General features: G+C 71.0%; 15 protein-coding genes and 1 pseudogene. 6 read left to right on the top strand and 10 right to left on the bottom strand.

The annotated features are described in order from the left end of the window. Positions 1-11 precede the first annotated feature (11 nt). The 4 genes and pseudogenes from J7656_RS12580 to J7656_RS12595 form a co-directional block, all read right to left on the bottom strand. Entirely contained in the window at positions 12-590 is a 579-nt protein-coding gene (locus tag J7656_RS12580) for a putative phosphothreonine lyase domain-containing protein (RefSeq protein WP_211553462.1), read from the bottom strand. A 95-nt stretch (positions 591-685) separates the two neighbouring features. Then, on the bottom strand, positions 686-1,465 hold the full coding sequence (locus J7656_RS12585) for a metallophosphoesterase (RefSeq protein ID WP_017342561.1): 780 nt from the start codon (positions 1,463-1,465) through the stop codon (positions 686-688). After that, positions 1,465-3,173 (bottom strand): annotated as a pseudogene (locus J7656_RS12590) (hypothetical protein). The gene J7656_RS12585 and the pseudogene J7656_RS12590 overlap by 1 nt, the downstream one beginning before the upstream one ends. Further along, positions 3,170-4,444, bottom strand: coding sequence for a Single-stranded DNA binding protein (locus tag J7656_RS12595; RefSeq protein WP_017342559.1), 1,275 nt, complete (start codon positions 4,442-4,444; stop codon positions 3,170-3,172). Before J7656_RS12595 ends, J7656_RS12590 begins: the two are co-directional and overlap by 4 nt. A gap of 137 nt (positions 4,445-4,581) precedes the next feature. Between J7656_RS12595 and J7656_RS12600 the strand changes: the two genes are divergently transcribed. After that, the gene (locus J7656_RS12600) at positions 4,582-4,905 is read left to right on the top strand and encodes a DUF7510 family protein (RefSeq protein WP_017342558.1); all 324 of its coding nucleotides are present in this window, start codon (positions 4,582-4,584) and stop codon (positions 4,903-4,905) included. Positions 4,906-4,938: 33 nt separating this feature from the next. On the opposite strand, the gene J7656_RS12605 is transcribed toward J7656_RS12600, so the two are convergent. After that, entirely contained in the window at positions 4,939-5,967 is a 1,029-nt protein-coding gene (locus J7656_RS12605; RefSeq protein WP_017342557.1) for a glycosyltransferase family 4 protein, read from the bottom strand. Positions 5,968-6,079: 112 nt separating this feature from the next. Beyond that, on the bottom strand, positions 6,080-6,358 hold the full coding sequence (locus J7656_RS12610; protein WP_004596453.1) for a DNA-directed RNA polymerase subunit L: 279 nt from the start codon (positions 6,356-6,358) through the stop codon (positions 6,080-6,082). 113 nt (positions 6,359-6,471) lie between these two features. Between J7656_RS12610 and J7656_RS12615 the strand changes: the two genes are divergently transcribed. Beyond that, a complete protein-coding gene (locus J7656_RS12615; protein WP_017342556.1) occupies positions 6,472-7,044 on the top strand; it encodes a GNAT family N-acetyltransferase in 573 nt (190 codons plus the stop codon). 462 nt (positions 7,045-7,506) lie between these two features. Here J7656_RS12615 and J7656_RS12620 read toward each other — a convergent pair whose 3' ends face one another. Genes J7656_RS12620 through J7656_RS12635 form a run of 4 tightly spaced genes read right to left on the bottom strand, consistent with a single transcriptional unit; the run spans position 7,507 to position 10,192 of the window. Then, positions 7,507-8,154, bottom strand: a complete 648-nt coding sequence (locus tag J7656_RS12620) for a 30S ribosomal protein S3ae (RefSeq protein ID WP_017342555.1) — start codon at positions 8,152-8,154, stop codon at positions 7,507-7,509. Next, positions 8,151-8,471: a KEOPS complex subunit Pcc1 gene (locus J7656_RS12625; protein ID WP_211553464.1), complete on the bottom strand. Its 321-nt coding sequence runs from the start codon at positions 8,469-8,471 to the stop codon at positions 8,151-8,153. The genes J7656_RS12620 and J7656_RS12625 overlap by 4 nt, the downstream gene beginning before the upstream one ends. A 1-nt stretch (position 8,472) precedes the next feature. Next, on the bottom strand, positions 8,473-9,681 hold the full coding sequence (locus tag J7656_RS12630; RefSeq protein WP_211553466.1) for an exonuclease RecJ: 1,209 nt from the start codon (positions 9,679-9,681) through the stop codon (positions 8,473-8,475). Between the two features lie 43 nt (positions 9,682-9,724). Then, a complete protein-coding gene (locus tag J7656_RS12635) occupies positions 9,725-10,192 on the bottom strand; it encodes a 30S ribosomal protein S15 (RefSeq protein ID WP_026046173.1) in 468 nt (155 codons plus the stop codon). A gap of 392 nt (positions 10,193-10,584) precedes the next feature. Here J7656_RS12635 and J7656_RS12640 point away from each other — a divergent pair, with 392 nt between their 5' ends. The 4 genes from J7656_RS12640 (at position 10,585) to J7656_RS12655 (ending at position 15,522) form a co-directional block, all read left to right on the top strand. After that, entirely contained in the window at positions 10,585-12,150 is a 1,566-nt protein-coding gene (locus tag J7656_RS12640; RefSeq protein WP_211553468.1) for a Na+/H+ antiporter NhaC family protein, read from the top strand. Next, complete coding sequence (locus tag J7656_RS12645) at positions 12,147-12,413, top strand: DUF7513 family protein (RefSeq protein WP_017342550.1); 267 nt, start codon at positions 12,147-12,149, stop codon at positions 12,411-12,413. Before J7656_RS12640 ends, J7656_RS12645 begins: the two co-directional genes overlap by 4 nt. A gap of 1,163 nt (positions 12,414-13,576) precedes the next feature. Next, on the top strand, positions 13,577-14,260 hold the full coding sequence (locus J7656_RS12650; protein WP_017342549.1) for a PHP domain-containing protein: 684 nt from the start codon (positions 13,577-13,579) through the stop codon (positions 14,258-14,260). An 8-nt stretch (positions 14,261-14,268) separates the two neighbouring features. Continuing rightward, positions 14,269-15,522: an asparagine synthase C-terminal domain-containing protein gene (locus tag J7656_RS12655; protein WP_211553469.1), complete on the top strand. Its 1,254-nt coding sequence runs from the start codon at positions 14,269-14,271 to the stop codon at positions 15,520-15,522. Positions 15,523-15,710: the final 188 nt, after the last annotated feature.

The raw sequence follows: 15,710 nt of genomic DNA on the forward strand, positions 1-15,710 counted from the left end.
CAGTTCGAGCCTCAGGCCCGGAACCGCGCCGCGCCAGAGTCGGCGAGCGGTCCGAGCCGCTCCTCGTGGACCCCGTCGAGCGTGTACACGTCGGGTCGGTACCGGATCGCATCGGTTACCCCGTGAACCTCCCTGAGCCGATGCCGAACCCGGTCGACGTCCGCCCGGTCGAAGTAGTTCGGCGTGAACACCAGCACGGCGTGGTCCGTCTCGCCGAACGCCTCGCGGCCGGCGCGCGTCGTCACCTTCGCGTCCCAGAACCGCCCGGCTTCGACGTCCTCGACGACCGCTTCCCAGAGGTCGTCGACCGTCTCGGCGGGGCGCTCGACGAGCCACTTCCCGCTCAGGTACGTCGTCTCCAGCGCGAGGCGGTCGACGTCGCGGACGGTCTCGGGGTCGGCCGGGAGCGACGCTTCTCGCTCTCGGTCGACTCCCGGCAGGTCCGCCTCGCTCGTCGCGGCCGGTCGCGTCACGTCGTGGTCGGGAAAGTAGCCGTCGCGGGCCTGTCGCGGAAAACCGGTCACGTGCTTGACCCGGAGCCAGTGCCACCCCTCCTCGTCGATTTCGGTGGGAGAGCGGTCGGTGACCATAGGACGGGTTGCGCGCCGCGGGGCAAAACGCTCCCGCTCGCGCGGAAAACGGTCCCCGCCCGTGACGGCACGCCGAGGAGACCGGCCCGCGGCGCTCAGATCCGGCGATAGTCGCCGAGTCGCGTCCCGTCGAGGAGGTACGCGTCCGCCTGCGGCAGCGCTGCGGGGAGGTACGGCGCGAGGAACGACTGCCCCTCGACGTTCACCCACGTGCCGCCGGAGCGCTCGTTGAACGCGGGGAAGACGACGAGTTCGGGTGGGTCGGCGTCGCGGGCGTCCCCGACGCCGTCCGCGCCGTCCTCGGTGAACGCCGCGGGGTCGAGTTCGCCGCGGAGCCACGCGCGCTCGACACGCGACCCGCCGACGGCGTCCTCCAGCCGGACCTGCGGGTGCTCGTGGCCGGTACAGACCACGTCGGCGTCGAGGAGCACGGGGTCGGGCCACGTGTGGCCGTGGACGACGCCGACGTCGCCGTCGAGCACGCGCCCGCCGGCGCCGATCACGTCGAGCTCGTCCGCGAACGCCGCCGCGACGCCCGCGTCGTGGTTCCCCTCGACGAGCGTCATCGGTACGCGGTCGGTGACGGCGCGGATCAGGGTTTCCAGCTCCTCGCGCTCGTCGCCGTCGGGCGCGCCGATCCGGTGCGCGAGGTCGCCGAGGACGACGAGCCGGTCCGCGCCGGTCTCGGCGATCAGGTCGACGAGGCGCTCCCGGCGCTCGTCGGCGCGCGAGTCTAATTCGACGCCGCGCTCGTAGCGCAGGCCGACCTCGATGCCGGCGTGGACATCGGCGACAAGCAACGCGCGCTCGTCGCCGAGGTCCGCCACGGCCGCCGGCTCGCCGACCACCGGTTCGACGGCTGGCGCGTCGCCCATCAGATCGGCTTGAGCAGCCCGTCGCCGGGCTCGTAACACTGCCCGCTCATCAGCGCGTCCTGAATGGCGTCCTCGACCGCGCCGGGGTCGGCGCCGTGCTCGGCGGCGACGCGCTCGACGACCGCCTCGCGGGGCGCACCGTCGCCGTCGTCGAGGTCGCCCATCGCCGCGACCGCCGCGGCTTCGAGGTCGACGTCGCCGGCGTCTCCGTCGGTATCGGCCTCGGTTTCGGCCTCGGCCTCGCTGTCGGCGGCGGTCGCGGAGTCGGCCGCGTCGGCCCCGTCGTTTTCAGTACCGGGCGCGACCGCCTCCTCCGCGGCCGCGGCGGGGTCCTCGGCCTCCTCGGCGAGCTCCTCCGGGTCGGGCACGTCGATGTCGGCCTCACCGGGCTCGTCGACCTCGGTCCCGGTCGAGAAGTCGGTGCCGAACTCCGACTCGATCTCCTCGCGCTCCTCCTCGTCGAGCTGGTACATGTCGTCGGCGTCCGCGTCCGGATCGAGGTCCGGGGTCGCGTCCGCGTCGCCGTCGGCGTCCGGATCGAGGTCCGCGTCGCCGTCGGCGTCGAAGTCGCCGAGTCCGCCCTCGCCGGCCGCGCCGCCGTCCTCGTCGGTCGCGGCGCCGCTCTCGGTGGAGTCACCCGCGTTGTCGCCGAGCGACTCGGGCTCGGCGGCCGGGGTCGACTCCGGCTCGGACGTGTCGTCCGCCGGAGATTCGGGGGGCTCGTCGACCGCCGTCTCGGTCGAGTCGTCGAGTGACGAGTCGGTGTCGGCGGTCGAGTCGGCATCGACAGTCGAGCCGGAGCCGTCGATCGAGCCGGAGCCGTCGATCGAGCCGGAGCCGTCGATCGAGCCGGAGTCCACGGTCTGTTCCGACTCCGCGGTCGAGTCGGCGTCGATCTCCTCGGAGGACGATTCCGGCTCGGCGCCGGCGTCCTCGCCCGCGACCTCCTTGCTTTCGACCGCCGCCGCCGGCTGCGCGACCGTCACGTCGGTGTCGGGGAGCGGCCCGATCGCGGTCGCCTCGCCCTCGTCGGGGGCGAGGTCGAGGGCGCGGACCTCGTCGCGGTCGCCCGCGATCATCTCCAGCGCGTCGACCGCGAGCCGGCGGACCGCCTCGGCGTAGGCCGCGGTCGTGCCGTAGTGGTCGAGCGACTTCGGGATCCCCGCCGCGAGGGGGCGGGGGCGCCGCCTGCCTCCAGCGCCGCGCGGAGGTCGTCGCCGCGCAGGTCGGAGTCGAGCGCCTTCTCGAACACCGCGAGGCGGTCGAGGGTCGCCTCGGCGGCGGAGACGACCCAGCGGTCGCGGGTGTCGGCGTCGACCTCGTTGAGGCTCTCGGGGCGGACGGAGGTGAACACCCGGTCGGAGTCCTCGGGCTCGAAGGTGCGCGCCTTGCCGGTGAGCGCGACGAACGCCGGCGGTTCCGCGCGTTCGAGGAAGGTCTGCGCCTCCGGCTGGTACTGGCCGGCGTAGGTGACGAACGCGCCGGAGGGGTCGACGACGCGGCCGCGGCGCGTCTCGTCGTTGACGCGCTCGACCTCGGTGAGCACGCCCGCGGTGAACAGGCGGTTCACGCGCGCGCCGGTCGGCGTGACCACGTAGTTCGGGGCGCGCTCTTCGTCGCTCTCGGAGTACGACAGCGAGGCGTCGTCGAACTCGGCCGCGAACACCCGGTAGGCGACCTCTCGGGCGCCCGGCCCGTCGTCGCTCATTCGCCCACCTCCGCGAGCGCGGCACGGGCGTGGTCGGCCGGGTCGTCGTCCGCGAGCTCGAACTCGACCGCGTCGAGGGTGGCGCCGTAGTCGTCGACCGAGAGGTTCCCGCGGACCCGGTAGGCGCGCCCGACGAGGGAGTCCGCGATGTCGTCGGCGACGACCGCCTTGTCCATCGCGTCCTTCGCGGCGGCGAGCGCCTCGTCGAGGCCGCCGCCGTACACCTCGGCGGTGAGCTCGTCGTCCAAGACGACCGTCACCGTGTCGGTGCCGTCGTCGAGGATGGCCTTCACCCGGAGGTCGTCCTCGCCGTCGACGTCTCCGTGGCTCCGGCACTGGCCGTTCTGGACGACGCGGCCGCACTCCGGACAGCGCTCGATGAGCCCGGAGCCGTCCCGGACCTCCAAGACGTTACCGACGACTTCGACGTCGAACATCCCGCCGGAGCCGACCGCGTCGGCGACCGAGAGCCGGGGCGCGTCCTCCGCGACCTCGACCGGGTCGGGGAGTGGGGTGACCGTCGAGAACTCGGTGAGGTTGATCGAGGGGACGCCGCGGAACTCCCGGACGTACACGTCCTCGATCCGGAGGTCCGCGCCGGCCTCGATCTCGGAACGGGGCTGCCAGTCGGTGAACGGGAGCTTCGCCGTCTCGTCGCCGACGACCCCTTCGAGGATCTCCGTCTCGCCGTCGCGCCCGGAGATGGTCTTCTCGTCGACCTCCAGCACGCGGACCTCCACGTTGCGGCCGCGGTCGCCGGCCGCGATGTCGACGAGGCTGCGGTCGCCGCCGACTTCGTGATCGACCTCGACTTCCTCGTCGGCGATGGCGACCGTCGTCGAGTCGTTGAGGTTGAGCTCCGGTGCGCCCTCCCACTCGCGGACGCCGGCGTTGCCGATCGTCAGCGAGTCGCCCGGCTCGAAGCCGAAGTCCTGCCAGGCGGTGTAGGAGATCACGCCGGTCTCGTCGGCGATCTCTCCCTCGCGGATCGTGAGGTCGTCGCCCTGATACCGGATCGTGCGCGTCCCCTGCGTCAGCACGCGGACGGTGACCGTCACGCCGTCGTGGTCGGTCGTGATCTCGCCGACGTCGACGGCGTCGGGCGTGGGCGACGACCCGCCGCCACCGCCGCCGTGTTTCCGGCGGACGCTCTGTTTCGCCTCGTCGATGGGGACGCTGTACTCCAGTAAGTTCTCCAGGTCGGCTTTGACCTCCTCTTTGTCGACGCCGAGGTCGGAGGCGAGCTCCTCGGCATGGCTGTTGACGTCCATCGAAGCGAGGTTCGGCGCCGCCGCACAAAAGGATTCACCACCGACAGGGTTGCCGCGACGAGATCCGCATCGGCTCACAGCGCAACTCCCGCCGCGCCGCCGGCACAGCTAAACCGCTCCCGGTCGCAAGGGCCCACATGGACGACACCGACATCAATGTCGACGCGCGGATCGCCGAGGACCGCACGGTGATCGACGTGACGGGCACGAGAGACGTCGCCGTCGTCGTGCGGTCGGAAGGCGGCGAGCGGATCTACCTCCCGCCCGAGGGGTTCGACGACCCGGTCTCCGGGTCGCCGTACACCTCGCCGTACCAGGGCGCCGGCGCGGGCGGCGAGGAGAGCCCGTACGGCGGGGCGACCGGCAGCACGCGCGGCGTGATGGAGACCGCGGACGGCTTCCGGGTCACGCATCCGCAGCCGGTGACGGAGTTCGACGTGTTCCGGGGCGAGCGGGACTGACGGAAGGCTCCGCGAAGAGGGGGTACGGATCGATTAGGCGACGTCTTCGTACACGGCGAGCGTGTCCTCGGCGACGTCGCTCCACTCGCGGCGCTCGTACTCCGGCGGCTCCTCGCGGTCGAGCGCCTCGATGAGTCCGTCGACGATCGACTCCGAGTCCGTCTCGACCTCGACGAGGCAGCCGTCGGGGAGCACCTCGGCGACGCCCGATGGGGTCGCGACGACCTGCGTCCCCGCCTCTAAGGCCTCGGTGATCGTGATCCCGAACGGCTCCGCGTAGGATGGCGAGACGAACGCGTCGGAGGCGGCGTAGTAGTCGCCCAGCTCCGCCTCGGGGACGTAGCCGACGAACTCGACGCGGTCGTCGATGCCGAGCAGCTCCGCGAACCGCTTCAGCTGCTCGGTCTGGTGGCCCGAGCCGCCGACGACGAGCGTCACGTCGCGGCCGCGCAGCTTCTTGGTCGCGTACAGGAGGTGGGAGATCCCTTTCTGGTCCGTGTGGCGGCCGACGAAGAACAGCATCTCGCCGTCGATACCGAGGTCCTCGCGCACGTCCTTCCCGGAGAACTTCGGCGTCGAGAAGCCGTTGTACACGACCCGTGAGTCCGCGTCGTACAGCTCCCGGATGTCCTCGCGGACGATCTCGCTGACCGCGACGTTCGTGTCGGCCGCGTTCGCGAGGCGGCGCTCCGTCTCGACCTCGCGGCTCGGCGGGTCGATGTTGCGGTCGCTCGCCAGCGAGTGGAACGAGGAGACCCACGTGGCGTCGGACTCGCGGGCCGCGGCGCGCCCGGGCCCGTACCCGAACCAGTCGTGCGTGTGGATCACGTCGTGGTCGGGCGCGAGCTCGGCGAAGCGGTCGGAGAGCTCACCGACGCGCGCCGCGACGTCGCCCTCCCCGGTCTCGACGGGTTCGAGCCCCGGCTCGTCGTCGGGCGCGAACTCCGCAGGCAACACCAGCGTCACGTCGACGCCGAGATCGTCGCGGAGCCCGGTGAACAGTTCCCCTACGTGGACGTCCAGCCCGCCGGTGATGTTCGGCGGGAACCCCCACCCCAGCATGAGTACGCTCGGCGGCATACACCCCCGTTTCGGGAGTCGGCACTTAGGTATGCCCCTCGTGGCGTGCGGAACGAACCAGAAGAACGAGGCGGACGAAGAAGGCTGACCGCGCTCAGGCCGCGCGGACCGCGTCGCGCAGCGCGTCGGTTCGCTCGGTGATCGACCCGGCGGCGTCCGCGAGCACGTCGAGCGGGTCGCCCTCCTCGGCCTTGACGGTGAGGACGGGCTCGGTCTGGCCCCCGGACTGCTCGGGGTTCATGTCGTAGGTCGCGGCCGCGACGTCGTCCGACTCCAGCAGGGCGCCCTTCAGCACGTTCATGAACGTGTGGTCCTCGCCCGCGATCTCGATGTGGAGTTCCGTGTCGGTCTTCTCGATGACCCGCAGTTCCATACCCGAGAAGTCGGGCGAGCGGCGTTTCAAGCTTTCGTCTCCCGAATATCGGCGGATGCGGACGGATCGCACGCACCCAGAAAGCGTATGTCGCCCGCTCCGGTGCCCGTCGTATGGAGATCCGACGGCTGCCGACCGACGAGGACGCCCTCCGCCGCTACGCCGCCGAGCTGTGGCTCCCCTACCACCGCGACCTCGCGGCGACCGCGGAGAGCCACGCGCTTGCCGACCGGCCCGACGAGGAGCTGATCGCAGCCGAGGCGGCGTTTCGACGCGACCTGCTCCGCGAGAACGCGGACCGCCGCCTGTGGGTCGTCGCGGTCGATTCGGAAGTCGGTCCGGGCGACGTCGATTCCGGGGTACTCGATCCCGAGAAGCCCGCTCCCGTCGACGTTCCCGACCCGGACCGCGACCTCGTCGCGTTCGTCTCGACGAGCGTCGACGCGTGCCCCGCGGTGTTCGACCGCCCTGACCGGCTCGTGATCGGCGATATCTACGTGGACGAGTCGTTTCGGGGGAGTAGGTTGGCGGACCGGTTGCTGGAGCGAGCAGAGGCAGATGCGCGCGAGCAGGACTGCGGCGAACTCCGCCTCGACGTGGACGTCGACAACGAGCGCGCGGCAGCGTTCTACGAGAAACGGGGGTTCGAGCCGTACCGAAAGCAGCTGACGCGAGCCGTGAGATGAGTGGCTGTTTATAAATAGTCGGTCGCAGGTCGGCGGTGGAGTCCGCCAAAGCCCCAGTCGCTCGCTTATAAATCGTTGATTGCGGATCAGCGATGAACACCTCCAAAGCCCCAGCCGGGAGGCGGGCGCACGCTCGCTGCGCTCCTCGCTCAGTCGCTATCGCTCCTTCGCTGCGGTGCTTACGTCGCCTGCGCCCGCCTCCCGGCTGCCCCTTTGAGTCCCACCCCGCACAGCAACCGCACCTCACGCCTCCCCAGCCTCGTCAGCCGCCCTCCGCTTCGCTCCGGGCGGCTGACTCCCTCGCGGGCTCCTCGCGGCCGCCTCTGGCGGCCGCTCGGAGGCGCGCCACCGCGGTTCAGTTTATAAACAGAAGTACCGCGCGACGCACTTTCGGTCTCGCGGCGGCGCCGCCGCTACGGGATTTATAAATGGAGAAATCGCGTCGGTCCGCGCGGCGAGACGTTACTCGTCGGCGTCGACGGCCACTTCGTCGGCGTCGACGTCGACGGCGGCCTCCTCTTCGGCGGCGACCTCGCGCGGGCGCGCTTCGAGGGTCAGCTTCTGGACCTCGACGCGGCGGAGCGGGTAGATCTCCTTGGCGTCGCCGTAGATGGCCGACGAGAGGTTCCCGTCGACGATCGCGTCGACGAACGCCTCGAAGGTCCGCTCCTCGGCGGCGGCGTGGACCTTGTCGATCATCACGCGGCGGATCGCCTTCTCCTGCGAGCGGTCGGCCTTCTTCGTCGTCAGCGCGACGGGCTGGACGCGGACGCGGTAGTCGTCCGTCGTCAGCACCGTGATCGACGCCTCGACCTTCGAGGCGCCGCGGCGGACGAGCGAGCGCAGGTAGTCGCGCGTCAGCTCGTACTTGATGAACTCGGTGTACGCCGAGTCGCTGCCGACGTCGGTAATCTTGAAGGTCAGCTTCGTGTTGTTCGCGTTGGAGTCGCCCGTCAGCTGGTCGAGCGTCGTCGTGATCGTGCGGCCGACGACCTGCTGGGGCTCCTCGGCGAGCGTCTCGCCGAGCTCCTGTCGGTCGAACTGTTCGGGCGCCAGCACGGTGTACCAGCGCTTCTGTTCTCTGCTCTTGGATACGGATCGTTCGCTCATGTGTCGGGTTGTGTGTCGGTGTCGGTCGTCTGCGGTTCGTCTGTGGAGTCGAGTGCGTCGGTGGAGTCAGCGTCTGCGGCGAGATGCGACCGAGCGCGTTCGATCACGCGATCGGCGACGCGCAGGTTCACGAGGTGGTCGTCCAGCGTCGACTGGAGCCCGCCGGTCGTCGGGCGCGAGACGGTACAGGCGACGACGTCGCCGTCGACGCGCGTGCGCATCGAGTCGGTCTCGTCCGGCCCGAGCGCGGCCGCGACCGTCGCGGCGTCGGCGTGCGTCGTCCGGACCGTCGCGGTCCGGCGGATCTCCTCGGTCATCTCAGATCGCCTCCCTGAGCGCGGCCAGCGCCGCGGTGACGTCGCCGTCGTCGACCGAGACGCCGCCGCGTTCGGGGGCCCCCCAGCCGTCGCCGCCGACCTCGCCGGCGGCGGTCCGGCAGGCGTCGCCGAGGCCGACCGCGTCGCCCGCTGTGCGGCCCCCACCGGTCGCGGCGGCCGCGAGCCGGCCCGCGGTCTCGTCGAGCGCGACCGCGACGGGCTCCGGCGACCGGAAGTCCCGGACGAGCCGGGCGACCGTCGGCAGGATCGCGGGCGACCCGTCGACCGCCGCGGCGTCGACGCGGGCGACGACGCAGCCGTCGTACCGGCCGACCGTCGCGGCGTCGAGCGCGCGGTGGGCCGCCAGTCCGTGGCGGCGCCACGCGTCGAGCGCGGCCGTCCGGAGCGACGGGTCCGGGTCGCTCGCGAGCGCGAGCGCGACGCCCGTCCCGGGCGCCTCCCGGGCGAGCGCGTCGAGCACGTCGGCGTAGCCGCCGACCGTCTCGAACGGGCCGTCCGTCGCGTACGGGCGGAGCGCGCGCTCGACCGCCGAGGCCGCGCGCTCGCTCGCGTCGTCGCCGTCGACCGCGTCGACCGCGACCAGCGACGCGAAGCGTCGGCGGTCGTCGGCGTCGGGGTCGGTCGGGAGTTCGAGGGGGGCGAGCGCCTCGCGCGCCGCCTCGGGGTCGCCGGAGTACCGGGTCCGCGCGAGCGTCGAGGCCGCGAGGGCCTCCGCTCGGGACGGTTCCTCGTCGACCGTTCCCGAGACCGGGAGCGCGACGCCGGGGCGCCGCTCGACGCGGTCAGCCCGCTCCGCGGCGTCGAGCGCGTCGCCGGAGCCGTCGGCACCGGGGATCGACCCGGCCGCGACGACGCCGGCGAGCGCGACCACGGGGTCGGGCTCGACGCCGAGGGCGCGAGCGACCGCGAAGGCCGCCGTGCTGGCCGGCCGTCCCGTCCCGGGGATCGCGTGCGGGCCGCGGTCGACGCCGACGGCCACCGCGACGCCGTCGTCGACGTCGTTGGGGACCGGGTCGGGGTCGACGCGCGCCTGGAACGGCGTGCCCGTCGCTCGGAGCGCTCGCGCGAGCAGCCCCGCGGCTGCCAGCGCGTCGCCGTCGTCGGTCGCGACGAGCCGGACGAACGGCGCGTCTGCGAGGACGCCGGCGAGCGCGTCGGGGGCGGGCGTGGCGGACGTCGCTTCGGTCATGGGTGGTGGGGTCTCGTGGGCCGCTGTCGCCGCGTCGGGGCGCTTACTCCTCGAGGTACTCGACGGCGTTCTCGTAGGTGTACGTGAACTCCTCGTCGATCTCGTCGCCGCGGTAGTAGTTCGCGAGGCGGCGGATCTTCGACTCCGTGTTCTGGAGCGCGCGCTTGTTCTGGTGGTCCTGCCCGTTCTCCTCCATGTGCTCGCGCAGGCGGATCGCCTGCGACATGAGGTTGCGGAGGTCCTCGGGGATGTCCGCGTCGGCGTCGTGCTCCTCGAGGATCTCGGTGACCTTCTTGCCGGTCGCCAGCTTCACGTCGGGGACCGGGACGCCCTTGACGCCCTCGTCGCGCAGCTTGAGGCCGATGACGCTGGGGTCGTGGCCCTGCTCCGCCAGTTCGACGACGCGGGACTCGATGTCCTCGGCGTCGACGTCGCTCCACTCCGGGGTCTCGTCCGTCGCCGGCTTGTCCGAACCGGACGAACCGCGACGGCGCGTGTGCATTCGTGCCATTGTCTGTCTGGTTGGAACGGCACAACCGCAACGTGACCGCGACTCCGCGCGGCGCGGCTACGAATCCCTCGCGAAGCGAGCGATCCGACCGGACGGGCCGCGCGAGCGGCCCGCCCGACCGCGACGCCGGAGGCGTCGGCGCACTGCTACATTCCCAAGCCGCGGGCGAAAGGGCCCCGGCGAGTCGGATCTGCAGCTGTGCTGTTCCCGTCTGCGGAGTCGCCGTCCGGGTTCTTAAGCGTGTTCTTGTGGGGCGGAGTGGCGGGCGCGTTCCAGCGCTCTCGCCGTCCGCCGGTTCGCTCCCCGTCGTCGGTGGTTTTGTTCCGCGCGAGCGCTCCGCGGAAGGGAGGATTTAGGTGAGTAGTCGATGTTCGGAGCGGTGTGACCGACAGATGACCGAAACCAGAGACGCGGCTCCGCCGGCGGCCGACGGCGGAGACCCGCCCGACGGGAGCGAGTTCGGCGTCGGCGAGCAGAACAGCGACGACCCGCGGATCGAGTTCCGCGGCGGGAAGTGGGCGAGCACGGTCCCGCTCGCCTTCTTCATCGGCTGGGCGATCTTCCAGAGCGGCGTCCTCGGCATCGGCGACACCAACGGGCTCGTCGTCGGCGCGCTGATCGGGACGACACTCGGCATGTTCCTCGTCCGCGGGGACTGGAAGAGGTACGCCGACACGATCTTCGAGGGGATGACCCAGCGCGTGGCCGCGACCGCCATCGTCGCGTGGCTGTGGGCCGGGATGTTCGCCCAGACGCTCCAGGTCGGCGGCTTCGTCGAGGGGCTCATCTTCGCGGCCGACGCCCTGAACGTCGGCGCCGCGACGTTCCCGGCGGCCGCGTTCGTCCTCTGCGGCCTCCTCGCGACCGGCATCGGGACGGGCTACGGCGCGACCGTCGCGTTCGTCACCCTCTTTTTCCCGGCCGGGGTCCTCATCGGCGCGAACCCCGTGCTGCTGTTCGCCGCGATCCTCTCGGGCGCCGTCTTCGGCGACAACCTCGCGCCCGTCAGCGACACGACGATCGTGAGCGCGGTGACGCAGGACGCTGACATCGGCGGCGTCGTCGCCTCGCGGTTCAAGTACGCGATCGGGGCGGCGGTCCCGGCGTTCGCCGCCTACCTGATCGCCGGCTCCGTCATGTCCGGCGTGGAGCTTGAGGGCGCCGTCGCGCTGCGCGAGTCCGCGAACGCCCTCGGCTTGGTCCACCTGCTTTCGATGGGGATCGTCATCGTCACCGCGGTCGCCGGGCGCCACATCGTCGAGGCGATCTCGTGGGGGCTGCTCGTGGCGATCGCCTTCAACCTCCTGTTCGGGTTGTCGAGCGCGAGCGACATCGTCGCCTTCACCGTCACCGAGGCCGGCTCGCTCTCCGGGCTGCCGGTCGTCGAGGTCGGTGAGACCGCGGGCGTCGGCGGGAGCCTCTACTCCGGCGCAGTCGGGTTCTTCCCGCTCATCGTCCTCACGCTCCTGATCGTCGCGATGGCGCAGATCATGATCCGCGGCGGCGGCTTCGAGGCGATCCAGACGTTCCTCCTCGACCGCGTCGCGACGACGGTCCGCCGGGCGGAGCTGACGATGGTCCTCGGCACCGCGACGATCAACGGGATGATCACGATCAACACCGCCGCGGAGATCGCGATCGCCCCGTACGTCGCCCGCATCGGCGAGAAGTTCAACATCAACGGCTACCGGCGCGCGAACATCTTAGACGCCAACACCTCCGCGCTCGGCTACATCTTCCCGTGGGCCGGCGGCGTGCTCGTGGGGTACCAGGTGATGGTCGGCCCCGACGGCCTCGGCGCCGAGTACGGCCCCGAGATGGTCGTCAACCCGATCGAGGTCGTGCCGTACGTGTTCCACGGCTGGTTCCTCGTGGCGATCTTCGTCCTCGCCGCGATCACCGGCTTCGGGCGGGAGTACATTCCCGACCGCGTCTCCGAGGAGGTGTCGCGCGCGTGAGCGTCTTCGACAAGTTCCTCGCCGGCTGGTCGTTCCGCGGGTCGACGCCGGACTACGCGGCCGGCGACGTCCTCGAAGTGATGGTGACCGGCGAGGAGAACGGCGGCCACGTCGCCCGCATCGGCGACTCGACGCTGCGGATCGAGGACGCGCCGGCGGACGCGATCAACACTCGGATCATCGTCGACGTGGAGTCGTGGGACGACTCGGCGCACACCGGCCGGGCGACCTACCGGAAGACGGTGGGCGAGAGCGCGTTCTAATCGGTAACCGAGATGTATTTTTCAGGGGTCGTTGATCCGACTGATTGCCTATAAATAGCTCTGTTGAAACCCTATTCTTCAGACACATTATCGTCTGGAACAGCCGCTCGCTGAAGAGTGCTTCTTGGTCGGTTTCGGGAGTGAGTTCCGCAGATCGGTAGCAGCGATTCGATATTTAAATAGTCGCCAGCGGCGCCGACGCCCGTTTATAAAAAGAGTGCGGTGGCGCGCCTGCGAGCGGCCGGAGCGAAGCGGAGGCCGCGAGCCAGCCCGCGAGGGACGCGGTGAGCGCTCGGAGAGCGCGAACCGCGAGGCTGGGGAGGCGTGAGGTGCGGTGCTGAGCGGTGCGGGGTGGGACTCAAAGGGGCAGCCGTCGAGGCGGGCGGAGGCGAAGTAAGCACCGCAGGAACGAGCAACGCGAGTGACGAGGAGCACAGCGAGCGTCCGCCCGCCTCGACGGCTGGGGCTTTGGAGGCACTCGCCGCAGTAGCGTCGACCATTTATAAACAGCCGACAGCAACACCGCGCTCTGGTTTATAAATAACCTCGCTCACAATGTACTACACCTACTCCCGAAATCGCTCGTCGCTACGTCTGTACTGAGCGATTGAGGGTGTGAAACTATCAGTCTCTGAGTATATCAACAAAGCCTTATAAATGGATGATGGCGGATCAGCGGTGAACACCACCAACGTGCCAACCGATTTGGCATAAATGGTTGACTTCGGATCGACGGCGGACACCGCCAAAGCCCCAGCCGCTCGTTTATAAATAGTTGATTCTGGATCTGTGGCGAACACCGCCAAAGCCCCAGCCGCGAGGACTCGCGCGGCTCGCTGCGCGCTTCGGTCGCTCACTTCGTTCGCTCCCTACAGTGCTTACGTCGCCGTGCTTCGCCCTCGCGGCTGCCCCTTTGAGTCCCACCCCGCACCGCTCCGCACAGCACCTCTCACCTCCCCAGCCTCGTCAGTCGCCTCCGCTTCGCTCCGGCGACTGACTCCCTCGCGCGTGCTCCTCGCGGCCGCCGATGGCGGCCGCTCGCAGGCACGCGCCACCGCGTTCTTTTAAATATCATATCGCCGGAGCGGGGTTCAGCCGCCGCGAATCGGCGGAGAGCGGCGCAGACCGGGGCGCTTTTTATGACTACGGTCGAACCGTCGGGTGTGCTATCGGTCGAGCTCCACGCGCACTCCGCGCTGTCGTACGACGGGCGCGACCCGGTCGAGCTCCTCTTGGAGCAGGCGGCCGCGGTCGGGCTCGACGCGCTCGCCGTCACCGACCACGACGAGATCGACGCCAGCATCGAGGCGGCCGAGAAGGCCCCCGACTACGGCCTCGTCGGCATCGTCGGCATGGAGGTGACCTCGGCGGTCGGCCACGTCCTCGCGTTCGGCATCGAGGAGCGCGTCGAGAGCGGCCTCCCCTTCGACGAGACGCTCGATCGGATCCGCGATCAGGGCGGGATCGCGGTCGTCCCCCACCCCTTCCAGAAGTCCCGCCACGGCGTCGCCGCGCACATCAGCGACGAGCAGCTGGCGAGCGCCGACGCCCTCGAGGTGTACAACTCCCGGCTGTTCACCGGACGCTCGAACCGACAGGCCGAGAAGTTCGCCGTCCGCAACGGCCTCCCGATGACCGCCGGCAGCGACGCCCACATCTCCGAGATGGTCGGGCAGGCGGTGACCGAGGTGGGCGCCGACGAGCGCTCCGCCGCCGCCATCCTCGACGGCATCGCAGACGGCCGGACGAGCGTCGTCGGCAAGCGCACCCCGTGGCGGGTCTCGCTCAGGCAGTTCGGCGGCGGGGCCAAGCGCCGCGCGCTCCGCGCGCTCGACGCCCTCCGGTGACCGCGACGATGACCCCGCAACCTACCGAACTGCGCGGCGCCTCCGCGGACCGCGTCCGCGTCGCCCTCCGTGACGGCGACCCGCTCCCGGGCGGACTCGGCTTCGCCGGCCTGCTGGCCGACCCGCCGGACCGCGACTCTCCCGGCCACGACCCGCCGAGCCGCGAAGGGCCTGTCCTCGTCCGCGACGTCCTGGGCCGACAGCCGCTGTTCGTCGAGCGGGAAGCGCTCGATCCCGAGTCACCGTCGGACCCGACCGCCCCGGACGCGTGGAGCTTCGACCGCGGCGCGCTCGACGATCCGGAACCGGTCCCGGCCGGGAGCGTCGTCTCGGCAAGCGGGACCGAACGCGTCTGGCGGCTCCCCGACACCGAGCCGACAACGGACCGAGAGGTCGCGCTGTCGGCGGTCGACGACGCGGTGAGCGCGGCACTCGACGACCTCGCCGCTACTTCCCGGCCCGTGGACGCCGTCGACGACGAGCCCTCCGACGGCGGCCTCGCGGTCGCCTTCTCGGGCGGCGTCGACTCCGGGCTCGTCGCGGCCGCCGTCCCCGAGGCCCCCTGCTACGTCGCCGGCTTCGAGGGGAGCCACGACGTCGCGGCCGCGCGCGACGCCGCGAGCGCCATGGAGCGCGACCTGCGGGTCGTCGAGATCACGCACGAGGACCTCCGGCGCGCCGTCCGCGCAGTCGCGGCCGCGACCGGTCGCCGGAACCCGATGGACGTCGCCATCGCGGTGCCGCTGTACCTGACGGCCGAGGCGGCCGCGGCTGACGGGTTCGGCCGGCTCGCGATCGGCCAAGGCGCCGACGAGCTGTTCGGCGGCTACAGCAAGGTCGTCGACCCGGCGGACGACCCTCGCGTCGACGCCGACACCGTCCGCGGGGCGCGGACGGAGACCGTCCGCACGCTACCCGACCAGTTAGAGCGGGACGTCCTCGCGCTCCGCGCCGCCGGCGTCGAGCCCGTAACGCCGCTGCTCGACGACCGGGTCGTCGCCGCCGCGCTGGCGCTCCCGGACGACCTGCTCGTCGACGGGGACGAGCGGAAGGTCGCCCTCCGCCGGGTCGCGGCCGGGCGCGTGCCGGAGTCGGTCCATGCCGCGGACAAGAAGGCCGTCCAGTACGGCACGTACGTCTCCCGCGAGCTCGACCGGCTCGCGCGGCGGGCTGGCTACAAGCGGCGGATGGACGACCACGTCGGGAAGTACGTCGAGGCGCTGTGTAGCGATGAAAAACCGGCCGGTGAGGGCCGGAGCTGACCAAGTCGCCGCGCGGAGTACCAGTCCTGCGGCCGACGCCCGTTCGAACGGGCGTCTACTGAAACGTCGACAGGACGGCTATAAAATCCGGGCAGTAGCGACAAATATGACTCTGTCGCGGCCGAGAAGAAAACGATCGTCCGCGAATAAGACCGATTACTGCCAGATGTCCGTATCAGAGACTCGCT

The sequence above is a fragment of the Halorubrum ruber genome (assembly GCF_018228765.1).
Lineage (GTDB): Archaea > Halobacteriota > Halobacteria > Halobacteriales > Haloferacaceae > Halorubrum > Halorubrum ruber.